Raw genomic sequence first — 12,703 nt, forward strand, 5'->3', positions numbered from 1 at the left:
GGAGGAGGGATAGTGAAGATATTAGAGAGGTTCGTCTATTTTGTCATTTCCATCATTGGAATTATTCTTGCCGGCGGACTGCCGGCATTGTTATCCGGTATCAATGACAAGGAATTAAAGTTTGCAGAGTACTGGTCAGTGATCAAGGAAATCCTGGCGGCAATCCTCCAGCCAAACGGACTGAAGTATGTCGTTATCGGCGGCCAGAAGGAAAGAGACCTGTTTCCATACCTTTTTGACCCGATTCAGTATTCATTGACCGTCCTGTTTTCTTCGTTTGCCCTTGCATTGCTAATAGCAGTTTTTTGTACAATCACCTCCATGCTGTTTTCGGAACGGGTTAGAAATAGAATCAAGCTTGGATTTTACCTGCTTGAATCACTGCCTGACTTATTGATCATTCTGTCTGCTCAATTATTGATTCTTTATTTTTATAAGAAGTCAGGGGTCCTGCTATTTAACACCGTCTCCACATACGAGGATAAGGCCTATCTGCTTCCTATCCTGATTCTGGCAATCCTTCCGGCAGTTCAGCTGTTCAGGGTCACTATTTTCAGCTTCGAGTCTGAAATGAATAAAGATTATGTGCTTCTCGCCAAATCGATCGGGATGGGTAAGCTAGCTATTCTTGTCTTTCAAGTATTGAGAAATGCCATCATCAGTGTGTTTTTTCAATCGAAAAAAACAATTTGGTTCATGTTGTCCAACTTGTTTGTCATTGAATTGCTGTTCAATATCCCGGGAATCACGCGTTTCCTCATGTCGACTATGCAGCCTAAGTTATTTGTTCTCGCCCTATTATCGATTTTTATTCCATTGTTTATCTTTTATAATCTGGGGGAACTTTTCCTCTCTAAAAAAGCTAATAGAGGGGAGGAATTATAATGAAGAGAAGCGTGTGGAGAAATCCTATGTTCTTAACCGGCTTCATTTTCATCATGACCTTGCTTGCTGCCAGCTTTCTCTATTCCCTGATCTGGGGGAATGAGGTCAGGAAACTGTATTATATTTCGGTTGATACTGTACCCGTTGAATCTGCGCCTATCTCGCCAAAATTGGCCTATCCATTTGGTACTGACCCCCTTGGCTTGGATATGCTGGGAAAAGTCCTTATCGGGGCAAAGTATACGATTCTTGCTGCATTTGCAATAGGATTCCTGAGAGTACTTATTTCGGTACCGCTTGGTTTCCTGATTGGTACCTATCTGCAAAGGTATAGGAAGTTCATTAATGGGACAGTTGATTCGTTTCATTACATTCCACTATCGATAGTGGCTTATTTCCTTCTCTATCCTGTCCTCTGGGAGCCTTTTGAAGGGTTTCAGACAACAATGACAGAACGCTTCATCATAGAAGTAATGGTCTTGACACTGCTAATAGTCCCTGTTCTTTCATCACTGCTTAGTAATGAAATTACACTTGCCTATAAGCAGGAGTACATTGCCAGTGCAAAAACATTAGGAGCAAACAGAATTCGGATTATCCGAAAACATATCTTTCCTGCGATCCGTGAAAAATTGATCATCCTTTTTGGCCAGCAGGTGATGCAGGCGTTAATCATCTTCATTCATTTAGGATTGTTAAAACTATTTCTGGGAGGAACAGATGTCGACTACCAGTTGGTCAACGATCCGCCGAAGTCAATGACGTTTGAATGGTCCGGTCTCATAGGCGATACATTTCGCTATTTGCAGGGGGCTCCCTGGGTACCGCTCACGCCGATCTTATTTTTCGCAGCAACAATGTTTGCTGTCGCCCTGATGATGGAAGGGTATATCCAGGCAACTGCGGGGTATTCGTATTACCGGAAAAAGTTTAAAAGGAAGTACTTTAATCAGGATAAAAAGGAGGTTCAAGTCATTCAGAAATCAGATTTTACCAGAGTTTGATGCTGTGAGAGAAGATCTTTATGTTTTGATGGGTCTCCGTATACTCAGGCACATGCGATTCATGCAAAGTTGAGTGTGGATTGAAGACTTATTGCACCTAAATTATGGTAAGATTAATGCAACATCGTTGGTGCAGTTTTGCTTGGGATTAACTGAATGATTCACTTGAAAGCTGATGGGTATGAATGCGGGGGATGATCTGAATGAAGATAAATCGATTGGCGGGCGCCTGTATAGTTTTTCTTGGATTGGCCGGCTGCTGTGAGGATAAGGCTGAATCGCCAAATCACATGTCATTTCTGTCACGAGAAGAAGCGCTGCTGGACGTTCTGAAAGACGAAGAGAGGGATATGAATGTTTATGGTTCCTATCAATTAAAGAACGGATCCGTCTTGACTGTTTTCAAAGGGTTGATGAATGACCAGGATATCTGGATGGCGGATATCGGCAAAGAAAACGAGCGTTGGAAAGTCGATCATCTTGATTTACTTAGAGGATCAGGGGAAGTAAATCAGGGCAACGGACTTATTTATACAAATGATGAAACTGGGTATGAGGTGGGTGTTTTATCAGGCAAAAATCCGGTTAGTAGCGTGAAAATTATAGAAGCAGGTAATGACACCTACTGGATTAAGGATTTAGAGGTGTTTTCTGAGCAGGAAGAATGAGGTGAGTTAATGACATCATTTAGATGCAGTAAAGAGACTGAGAGATTAATAGTAAGGCCTCTTGAAAAGGAGGATTATGCTGTTTGGCTGAGCGGTTTTAATGAAAGAATGCCCTCTCAGTATAGACATGATAAAGGAAAGCTGAACATGGAAGAGTGTACTGAAGGATGGTTTGCTGAACTTGTTGAGAAGCATCAACGAATGGCTCAGGAGGACACCGCTTATATTTTCGGTGTCTTTCAGTGCAAGGACGGCAGTCATCTGGGTATGATCGATTTTTCTACCTATGAAAGAGCAGACTTTCAGTGGGGAAGGATAGGGTACTCGATCCATAACCAGTTTTGGGGACAAGGTTTCGGAAGTGAAGCGGTGATGGGAGCCTTGGAGATAGCTTTTCAACAGCTGAAGTATCACCGTATTGAGGCCCATATCAATCTTGACAACGAAGCATCAATTAAACTCGCTGAACGTGCAGGCATGAAATATGAATGTGTAAGAAAAGGGTTTATTTTCGAATTTGGGGAGTGGACGGACAATCTGGTCTATTACATAAATGCACCACAATGATTTATAGAAATACATCCATCTGTAGTCATGAAACTAAATTATCAGCTATTTAGCAACAGATGAGACGCCCAGATGCATTCTGAGCGTCTACCTGCTGTTAAATTGAATTGAATATCACATCTTCCTCTTATAAATGAAAATAACCAGGCCCTGAACGATGAATGTGAGAAGGACAAGAATCCAGATGGCGTCTTGGTAGGCTGCAAAAGTCATAGGGGAAATGTAAGAATGATAGGAATCGATCAACAGCCACCCAATCGGGAAAATCGGAAAGGAATACGTATAAGCTGCATTTTTAATTTGGCTTCCCCGTTCATCTTTCCCTTCATCTCCGAATATGAACTTCAACGAGACCCATAGTGACACAAGGAACAAAGGCATCAGGATAATTCCAAGAACATTCATTTTTTCTCCTCCATTACTTCGTATTGAAATACGTCATTGATATCTTTCTCAAATATCCGGGCAATTTCAAATGCCAGTTTCAGTGACGGGTTATATCGGTTATTTTCCAGCGAGATAATCGTTTGCCGGCTTACTCCGACTTTTTCAGCGACTTGCTTTTGCGACCACTTCTTTTCGGCTCGCAGTACAGCCAGCCGGTTTTGCAAACAACCTGCAGCATTTAAAACCAATTGTTCTTCCTCCTTTTGAAAAAATTTCCTTGTCTACATAGTAATATATTTTTTACTTAGTGTAAAGTATTTTTAACTTTTTGTTATATATTTTTTACCTGAGCAAATTGGGAAGTTATGCTAAACTATATCTTAAAAAGAAAGAAGGGATGAAGCTTGCAATGGAAGGATCTGTTTCTAAATAGGAAAAATCTCAATTCCCTCACATTAAGCAATCTCGAACAACAGATGAAGAAAGAAAAGTTCAGTGAAGAAATCACCTCTGCTCTCTTAGAGGTCTTGAATGCCAGATTAGTTAAGTATGGTGAAGCAGGATTTCAAGAATGGCTGTATAATTTAAATTATAAAATTCCTGAAGAAATTATGGATGAGAAGCTCGCATTGAACATCTACTTAGAGAATAAGAGCTGGATGGAAGAGGAACTTGTAAAGCTGGAAAATGAAACTGGTCTTTCCTGGGAAGTGCAGGCAGAAGATCTCCAATCGACCGATATGCGTGTGGTGAAAACCCAGCTTGTTATCAGGCACAGATTGTCAGAAATCATTATGGAGCTGCTGTGAACATAAATATCTGAAAAATCAAAAAAGAGTCTATATTAAATTTCCAATATAGTACAATAGTAATCAGATAGATACTATTGTGAAAGCCGGTGAATTTATGGACTTTATTCAATCCATGGCAATGAAGCCAAAGAAGCGGTCACAGTTCAGAATCCTGCTAGGAACCGTATTTTACCGTACAAAACGTTATTTGGAATGGACAGCATCGAAAGAGACCTTCGCCAAGAAACACTCCAAGGATTTGCTCCCTTCAACTGCCTTTAAGCATCAATCGCTTCTCCTTAGGAAATTGAAGGACGTAGATATGTGGTATCAATACAATAAGATTACCAATCTGAAGATCGCGGTAAAGGAACTCGAAGGTATCATTATCCAGCCGGGTGAAACATTTTCTTATTGGAAGCTCCTCGGCAATACAACAAAGGGGAAGGGGTATGTCGATGCGATGATTCTGCATTATGGATCCTTTAAACCGGGGATAGGCGGAGGCCTTTGCCAGCTTTCCAATCTGATCTATTGGATGGCCCTCCATACACCGCTGACAGTAACCGAACGGCACCGCCACAGTTACGATGTATTCCCTGATTCCAATCGGACACAGCCATTTGGCAGCGGTGCCACCTGTGCTTATAATTATCTCGATTTGCAAATTAAGAATAATACAGACCAGCCTTATCAGCTGCATGTTTATCTGGATAAGACGCATCTCAGAGGTGAATGGAGAACGGTACATGCCCCACTTCAATCCTATGAAGTGTATGAAAAAGACCACTTGATCACTTTTGAGCATTGGGGAGGCTACATCCGCCATAACCGGCTCCACCGCAAAGTTTTTAATGTACAGGGAAATGAAATCGACGATCAGTATATTACAGAAAACCATGCATTGATGATGTATGAGCCTCTTCTTGAACAGAAACAGGATATTGTAAATGACTGATTAGAGGAGGAGAAGAATGGAACGTACTGCAGCAGAAGTATATGACAATTTAGCAGAAACCTATAAGAATGATATAGACGGGAGCAGCCACTATAACTCCCTTTATGAACGGCCGGCAATGATGGAGCTGCTCCCTCACAAGCTTGAAGGTATGAAAATATTGGATGCTGGATGTGCAGCAGGTTGGTATTCTCAAACATTCATTCGAAATGGAGCAGGAGTCACAGCCCTGGATATCAGTGAGAAAATGGTGAAGGCTGCCAAGGAGCGGCTGTCTCACAGTGCCAATGTTATACAACATGACCTGCGGGAGGATTTGCCCTTCGAGGATAACCAATTTGACATCATTGTTTCTTCTTTAACCTTGCATTACATAGAGAATTGGAATTCGACATTCAGGGAATTTAGCCGGGTATTGAAACCAGGAGGCACCTTCCTCTATTCTGTTCACCATCCCTTTATGGATTTTTCCAGGCACAAGCCCGAGGATTACTTTGAAACTGTTAAACTATCCGAAATCTGGAATAAACCGAACTTGTCCATTGAGGTAAGCTTTTACCGAAGGCCTCTGCAAAACATCATTAATATGACCACAAATCATTTCCACCTGCTCAAACTGATTGAGCCGCAGCCACTTGAAAAACTGAGGAAAGTGAAAGAAAAGTCTTATCGTTACCTAATGACCAAACCTCATTTCCTGATTGTAAAAGCAAGGTCTGGAAAGGAAACTGAAGAATGAAGGACAAAAGATTGCGATATGCCTGGATTGGGGGAAATATTTTTTGTTATGTAATGTTTTTTGGTTTCTCATCCTTTGTTGCCCTGAATGTCGATGGGCTTGCCGATATTAACCGTCTGTCCATCTGGGTCATTGCCATGCTGTTTCTGTTTTTTGTTTGTGTCTTCGGAACGGTTCAGATTCGGGGCTGGATAAAACAAGGAAGAATATGATGTTGATTAATAACATAGCCACTGAGCAGGGAGGAGAAGCTGGCATATTGAACGATACCACAGTTGGAATGATTCTCATCATTTGCATATAGAATTGTGTGATACGATAGAATGAACCTGATTATATGGAGGTGGAAAAGTGACTGGCACAACTGCCGTCTCAGTTATTTATTTTTCAGCGGTGATCCTTTGGTTTGTCTTCTTTGGAATGAAGCTGCTAAAAAGAAGCTGGCTATATAGTATTCCAATTATGCTGTTCCTCTTTTCTTCGGGGCTTCTCATCTTGGGGACCAACTACGGTGAAGGTAGATGGGCCGCAGTTGGTTATCTGGTGTATGGATTCCTTGGGATGGGACTAAGTTTGGTCATACACTTTATCGTGTTTATCATTGTAAAAGACCATAAAAAGTAGAAGAGGAGTCATGAATGAAAACAGAAAAAGAAAAGATGCTGGCCGGGGAAATGTACAACCCTGCTGACCCTCAGTTAATAGAAGAAAGAGTCAACGCCCGCAGATTGACAAGGCTGTATAATAACTCATTGGAAACCGATGAAGACCGTCCTGCAATGTTAAAAGAATTACTTGGCTCTACAGGTGAACAGGTGTGTATCGAGCCGTCTTTCCGATGTGACTACGGATCGAATATCCATGTGGGCGAGAATTTTTTTGCCAATTTTGATTGTGTTTTCCTGGATGTATGCGATATCCGTATCGGTGAAAATTGTCAGGTCGCGCCAGGTGTCCATATCTATACCGCAACCCACCCTTTGAATCCGGTTGAAAGAAACTCAGGGAAAGAATATGGAAAACCGGTCATGATTGGCGACAACGTCTGGATCGGAGGGCAGTCCGTTATCAACCCAGGGATATCAATTGGCAATAACGTGGTGATTGCGTCTGGTTCTGTGGTCACAAAGGATGTACCGGATAATGTAGTGATCGGCGGAAATCCTGCCAGGGTGATTAAGCAGATAGATGTGTAAGAGATGGAGTCTTGGGGATATTCCTTGAGGCTTTTTTTGGTTTATACATGATTTGATTTGTGATGGAGACTTATCCTAAGGTATCCAGATCCTGTTAGAAGATATATTAAAAAGGAACTAGATAACATAAAAATTTAGAATATTCTTTACATATGTTGCATAACATTTTAAACTGTGGGTGGGAGAAGTAAATTTTTCCAACATTACCGAAAGGAGGAGATGGCGATGATCAAATTCGTCGATGTAATTCAAGAAGATAAAAAATGTGAGGTCAGATCACTTAAAACCTAGTGTAGGAGGATGTTATGAAGACAACAGCAGAACAAGTGAAAATAGTAGAATATCATGAAGGTTTGGCAAAAGGGGTTGCCAAAATGTGGAATGAAAGTCGTGAAAACTGGGGTGCGGATGCCACGGTCACGACCGAACAGGATGTGAAGGAAAAAGAAGCGAATTCCGTGAACCTTCATTTATTCCTGGCAATGGCCGGTGAAGAGGTAGTCGGCTATTGCGGGCTGTCTCAGTACCGCGAAGATGAAGGAGCTTTATATATCCCGTTGCTGAATGTCCATCCGGATTACCAAGGGCTGAAAATTGGCAAACAGCTTGTGCTGAAGGCTTTGGAAAAGACGATTGAATTGAAATGGCCGCGCCTTGATCTGTTTACTTGGGCAGGAAATACAAAAGCTGTTCCCCTTTATAAGAAGTGTGGCTTCTTTTGGGAGGAGAAGGACGACAGCACGCACCTGATGAATTTCATTCCCCTTGTCATGCAGATTGACTTGCTAAAGCCATTTTTCCGAAAGCATGACTGGTATACAACGAGCCAGCGCGAAATCAAAATAGAGCCTGACGGAATTAAGTCTAACGAACATACCTGCTTCGAGTATAAATGGGAAGCAGGCGACGAGTTCGTCCGTGTACAAATTGAACGTACAGGCCGGGGGATAAGACTGATTGAGACTCAGGATTTCCTGATTGAAATGAATCTTGCAGATTTCAAGCTTTTAGAAAAACAAGAGCACTCTGTTACATACCGTGTGGTTAATAGAACAGAGCAGCCTCTGAACGTTTATTTATCAGGTGAATCTTCTGACATTGTTTCTCAAGATCTTGTGAAAACGGTAATGGTTGAAGAAGAATGGTCAGGTCATTTTCCTGCAACCGTTTCACTGCCTGAAAGGGAGCCGAGTCCTTGGAAGACACATCCCGTCATTTCTGCAAATGTGAAAATGGATGGATTTCATATTCCGTTAAAAATGGGCGTGTTTCCAAAGCAGGCAGGTAAGATCAGTCTTCGTTCCACTAAAAAGAATTGGAGAGCCGGCCAAAACGGACTGGTCCATCTGGATATCGAAAGCCAGTTGGAGGAAGACAGTACTTTCACAATTTATCTGCCCAAAAGCGATGTTGCCGAATGGGAACGATCAGAAGTGAAAGCCGAAATGAATGCGAAACAAAGGATATCCTTCCCGATTCCGGTAAAGCTGGTCAAAAACGGATTTTTGACAGAGGAAGCCGTAGTGGTTGTAGAGCGGCCGAATCAGAAAGCCCTCACATTCAAGACGACTCTCTCATTGGCATTCCCAGGTTTCGGAAGCAAATTCGGCGGTGAGACGGAAGAACACTGGTACTGCTATAATGGGGCTTATTACGTACAGGTCGAAAAACGCAATCACCATGTGACGGTGGGCTCTATCCATTCTTCAGGGGAAGCAATGACCTTTTTTGCACCCAAACTTGGAAAGCCATTCAGCGAGGAGTTTTCCAAGAAGGAAGCAAGCAATGTTGAATTCATTCCGCTGGTCGAAAAAATGGTCATGAAAACGACGCTTGAATCAGACGCCTATTCATCTTTGTCCGTGAATACCTATTTGATTATGTATGGTGACGGATATATTGAAATGAAACATGAAATCATCAATACCGGAAATCAGGTAAAAGAAGATATCTACTTGTTGCAGCCTGTTTTTTCCCAGTTCAGGGGAGCGGCCATCCCTCAAAAGGGCGGGGTGGTGATGGTTGGAACTGAAGCAATCGTTCCATTCATGGATTATATCTCAGACAAGGATATTTCAGAGAATTGGATGTTCATTTCGGGTTCCAATGGCGAAAAGACAGGTCTATCCTGGCCGGAAGAATCCGTCGGAAGAAAAGACGAATGGCGTTTCGGGGTGGAATATAAGGTCAATAGTATTCAGCCGCACGAAGAAATTTGCCTTGGACCAATCGGGATCGGCGTGAATACTGCTGCCAAGTGGCAGAACTGGCGGGACTTCGTTTTGGGAGAAGATCTGCCAGATTTAAAAGAAGCTCCGTTATATGCACTCGAATCGGCTGGTGGAGATTTCGTATCTTCTGCCGGTGAAACAGTGGAGTATTCCTTCCGTTCCATGCTTACCCCTTACGTGCATGGCAGCTTGAAGCTGAAGAATGAAGGAGAAATCTTTGAAAGATTTACGGAAAAAGAAGACGGAAGCAACCGGATCAATTTGCAAGTGGAACACACATCTCCTGGTATCAAACGGATTACAGGTTCCTTCAGTTCATCCGGGCAGAAAGCTGATTTAGAAGCCCTTCAGCTGGTCAAAGGGAAACATTCCGTGCGGGTTTCAGAGATTGACGGCAACTGGACTGTAGACAATGGAGTGATTTCTTTCAGTGCTTCATCTGCCTATTATCCAGGTGTTTACTCACTGAAATATGACGGCAAGGAGACACTTCATCATCAATATCCTGAAGCAGGTCCCAGAGCCTGGTGGAATCCATGGGGAGGCGGCATCCGCTATTTCTTCCATAATGTCAGCCCATATTCCATGCTGAAAGAAGAGACAAAGGTTGAAAAGGTCAGCAGAATCGATCAGAATGGCCATGAATGGACGGGTCTCTGTTTGACGACCGAGATCAAGGAACATGAATCAATGAAGGGAGTCACGCTGAAACAATATGCGCTGACATTGCCGGAGGTTCCTGTACTTGCTTTCTATGGGGAAGTTCACCAGCGTTCCGGACGTACATTCCATCAGGAGCTGGTTGACCTGGAAGCATTCTTTAAACCTGGTAAAGAGTTGTCATCTTCCTATGTTACGATTCCGAGTGAAGGGGTGTTCCAACGCTATTATGCCGGCGTGGAAGAATTCATGCTTGGTGACAGCCCTTATGTAACAGTCGGATCTGATGAAAAGGACGAAAAAATCACTCTTATTCATCCGGCTTCCAAAAAGCTTTCAGAAGTATACATGAATCAGGAGGTATTTGTAGCGGCTTCCATCCAGGAATGGTCAGCTTCGTCTGGAGAGACATTTACCATCAAGCCGACCATCCTTCTGATCGGTGAAGAAGAATTCACAGACTCTATCTTCCCTCTAAAAGGGATCACGTTCAGATAACGAGACAATCCAATAAGAGGGACAGTCCTCTGTTACGTTAACGTAGCAGGGGACTGTCCCTCAATACATTAAAGCGTTAAAGGGAGGCAGGATGATGCAGGTACAGGCTGGAAAACAGCTGTTTAGTTTGAGGAAGGCTGCTGAAAAGGATCTTGATCAGGTGCTTCAGCTGCTGGTAGGGGCGGCGGAATGGCTGCAGACAAAGGATACAAGCCAATGGGATTACTATATAAGCGATTTGGAAGGGAATACAGAAGAGGTTCTCGAATCCATTCAGAGGCAGAATACCTATATTTTAGAAAAAGACGGAGAATCTGCCGCATCCGTCACTCTCGAAAATCATCCGAATGAGTGGGATTGTGAGATATGGGCAGAAGAGGCTGAGAGGAAGGATGTCATTTACCTGCACAGGCTGGTGGTAAAGAGGTCCCTTTCCGGAAATGGAGTTGGAAACGCATTGATGGAATGGGCAAAAGAAGAGGCGAGAAGGAGAGATAAAAAATACATCCACTTTGACTGCCTTGCAAGCAATAAGGGATTGAACAATTATTATCAGCGCCATTATCAATTAAAAGGAATCGCCAATATATACGGACAGCATTCAAAGTATGAAATCCCCGTGTGAATGAATGGCTGTATCGTAAGGGAGTATGAAAAGTGAATAATCATTGGAATAAATGGGTTTACAAAATGTGGTCTCCGGTATATGACCTGTTGTTCAACAGAGGCTCATTCCTGAATGCCAGAAAACAAATCTTTCAGGAGATGGATTTTCATTGTACAGAGACAATCCTCTTTGCAGGTGTAGGAACCGGAGCAGATTTGGAATGGATCGACCATACCAGCCTGCGTATCACAGCCATCGATTATTCTCCGGATATGCTGCAGAAGGCAAAGAAGAAATTCCCTGATACTGGTATTATGTTTTTAGAGATGGATGTCCAGGACATGGATTTTGAAGATGACTCCTTTGATATCATCGCGGCAAGTTTGATTCTATCTGTTGTGCCCGATCCTCAAAAGGCGATGAAGGAAATGATCCGTGTTTTAAAAACAGGCGGACGATTGATTGTGTTTGATAAGTTTGCTTCAAGTAAGCCGTCTTTCATTAAAGGATTTTTAAGAGGGGCCATAAAAATGGTCGGGACTGATATCGGATTGAACTTCAATGAACTTATCAGTGAAAGTAAGGACGAATTGCTTGTCGAGATGGACGAACCCATCATGCTGCATGGTATGTACAGGAAGATTATACTAAAAAAGATAGAGTTATAGAGTATAGAAGGAAAGGGAGCTTAACATATAAAGGCTGAATATAGATGGGTTGGCAACGAGAAACATTTTGTAGACAAAATCCATACTTTGAAAGCTGGTAAGGTGGTCGTTGGCCATTTTGGCGGCAATTCATCGGAGGGCCAAACCAAAAATGAAGACGGCTGCCTGGTCTGGACCAGTGAAAAGGAAGACTGGGAGTTTGCTATTTTACTTGATGCCCATGATACGGCAGAAAGTGCAGAACTGATAGTTTCTTCGTTTTATCAGAAAAAAGCAGAAATCACTTCCTTACTTCAACTCGGGTGTGAATCCGCTTTTAATCAACTTAACAAGCTTGCGCTCACCATCTTTAAAAGCAATACTTTCAAAGAAGCCTGCCAAAAAATACAGGGTGAAACCTCATGCTTGATTGTTGTCAGAAAGGCAAACTTTCTGTCCTGGCTTTCCGTTGGTGACTGCATCCTTCACCTGTATCATCCGGAATTGGCAAGGCTGGGTGAATATCAGCAGAATCACCGGAGTTTCTATGAATGGGTGGGGAAGGAAAGTACCTTCAATAAGTCGGTCCCTTGCTATAGTACCGGAATCAAAGAATTAAGGCGGGGCAAAAACCATATTTTCATGACGACGGATGGACTGACTGAATGTCCTGGTGTGGATTTTCAGCGTCCTGGCCATATTTTTTCAATCTTCGATGACGTGAATAATCTTGACGGAGTCACTAATCTCCTGCATTCTGTAAAAAATAACAAGGTGCGGGACAGCACCACTATTTTATCCTGGATGGTAGAAAATGAAAATAACGCAACGATGCCTGGCAACATGAGGGAAGGGAAGTGATGAA

At 42.6% G+C, this 12,703-nt stretch carries 16 protein-coding genes; 14 read left to right on the forward strand and 2 right to left on the reverse strand.

Annotated features, from left to right (window positions below):
• The first annotated feature begins 12 nt into the window (after window positions 1–12).
• The 4 genes from M1E09_RS09415 (at window position 13) to M1E09_RS09430 (ending at window position 3,124) form a co-directional block, all read left to right on the forward strand.
• Entirely contained in the window at window positions 13–885 is an 873-nt protein-coding gene (locus tag M1E09_RS09415; protein WP_456274575.1) for an ABC transporter permease subunit, read from the forward strand.
• Window positions 885–1,889, forward strand: a complete 1,005-nt coding sequence (locus M1E09_RS09420; protein WP_456274576.1) for an ABC transporter permease — start codon at window positions 885–887, stop codon at window positions 1,887–1,889. Before M1E09_RS09415 ends, M1E09_RS09420 begins: the two co-directional genes overlap by 1 nt.
• A 203-nt stretch (window positions 1,890–2,092) precedes the next feature.
• Window positions 2,093–2,557, forward strand: coding sequence for a hypothetical protein (locus M1E09_RS09425; protein ID WP_456274577.1), 465 nt, complete (start codon window positions 2,093–2,095; stop codon window positions 2,555–2,557).
• A 9-nt stretch (window positions 2,558–2,566) separates the two neighbouring features.
• Window positions 2,567–3,124 (forward strand): GNAT family N-acetyltransferase, encoded by a 558-nt coding sequence (locus M1E09_RS09430; RefSeq protein WP_456274578.1) that lies wholly within the window; start codon window positions 2,567–2,569, stop codon window positions 3,122–3,124.
• Between the two features lie 114 nt (window positions 3,125–3,238).
• Here the strand turns inward: M1E09_RS09430 and M1E09_RS09435 are convergent, their stop codons facing one another.
• Together M1E09_RS09435 and M1E09_RS09440 are read right to left on the reverse strand one after the other, a co-directional pair.
• Entirely contained in the window at window positions 3,239–3,529 is a 291-nt protein-coding gene (locus tag M1E09_RS09435) for a hypothetical protein (RefSeq protein ID WP_456274579.1), read from the reverse strand.
• On the reverse strand, window positions 3,526–3,759 hold the full coding sequence (locus M1E09_RS09440; RefSeq protein WP_456274580.1) for a helix-turn-helix transcriptional regulator: 234 nt from the start codon (window positions 3,757–3,759) through the stop codon (window positions 3,526–3,528). The genes M1E09_RS09435 and M1E09_RS09440 overlap by 4 nt, the downstream gene beginning before the upstream one ends.
• Before the next feature lie 156 nt (window positions 3,760–3,915).
• Here M1E09_RS09440 and M1E09_RS09445 point away from each other — a divergent pair, with 156 nt between their 5' ends.
• From M1E09_RS09445 to M1E09_RS09490, 10 genes are all read left to right on the forward strand, one after another.
• Entirely contained in the window at window positions 3,916–4,320 is a 405-nt protein-coding gene (locus M1E09_RS09445; protein WP_456274581.1) for a hypothetical protein, read from the forward strand.
• Window positions 4,321–4,426: 106 nt separating this feature from the next.
• A complete protein-coding gene (locus tag M1E09_RS09450) occupies window positions 4,427–5,260 on the forward strand; it encodes a VanW family protein (protein WP_456274952.1) in 834 nt (277 codons plus the stop codon).
• A 16-nt stretch (window positions 5,261–5,276) separates the two neighbouring features.
• Window positions 5,277–5,999, forward strand: coding sequence for a class I SAM-dependent methyltransferase (locus M1E09_RS09455; protein WP_456274582.1), 723 nt, complete (start codon window positions 5,277–5,279; stop codon window positions 5,997–5,999).
• Window positions 5,996–6,211 (forward strand): hypothetical protein, encoded by a 216-nt coding sequence (locus tag M1E09_RS09460; protein ID WP_456274583.1) that lies wholly within the window; start codon window positions 5,996–5,998, stop codon window positions 6,209–6,211. The genes M1E09_RS09455 and M1E09_RS09460 overlap by 4 nt, the downstream gene beginning before the upstream one ends.
• 139 nt (window positions 6,212–6,350) lie before the next feature.
• Entirely contained in the window at window positions 6,351–6,623 is a 273-nt protein-coding gene (locus M1E09_RS09465) for a hypothetical protein (RefSeq protein ID WP_456274584.1), read from the forward strand.
• A gap of 14 nt (window positions 6,624–6,637) precedes the next feature.
• Window positions 6,638–7,195 (forward strand): maltose acetyltransferase domain-containing protein, encoded by a 558-nt coding sequence (locus M1E09_RS09470; protein WP_456274585.1) that lies wholly within the window; start codon window positions 6,638–6,640, stop codon window positions 7,193–7,195.
• Window positions 7,196–7,500: 305 nt separating this feature from the next.
• Window positions 7,501–10,584: a GNAT family N-acetyltransferase gene (locus M1E09_RS09475; RefSeq protein ID WP_456274586.1), complete on the forward strand. Its 3,084-nt coding sequence runs from the start codon at window positions 7,501–7,503 to the stop codon at window positions 10,582–10,584.
• Between the two features lie 91 nt (window positions 10,585–10,675).
• Window positions 10,676–11,209, forward strand: coding sequence for a GNAT family N-acetyltransferase (locus tag M1E09_RS09480; protein ID WP_456274587.1), 534 nt, complete (start codon window positions 10,676–10,678; stop codon window positions 11,207–11,209).
• 32 nt (window positions 11,210–11,241) lie between these two features.
• Complete coding sequence (locus M1E09_RS09485; protein WP_456274588.1) at window positions 11,242–11,859, forward strand: class I SAM-dependent methyltransferase; 618 nt, start codon at window positions 11,242–11,244, stop codon at window positions 11,857–11,859.
• Between the two features lie 102 nt (window positions 11,860–11,961).
• On the forward strand, window positions 11,962–12,699 hold the full coding sequence (locus M1E09_RS09490) for a protein phosphatase 2C domain-containing protein (RefSeq protein WP_456274589.1): 738 nt from the start codon (window positions 11,962–11,964) through the stop codon (window positions 12,697–12,699).
• The last annotated feature ends 4 nt before the right edge of the window (window positions 12,700–12,703 follow it).

The organism is Bacillus sp. AK031 (assembly GCF_053903065.1).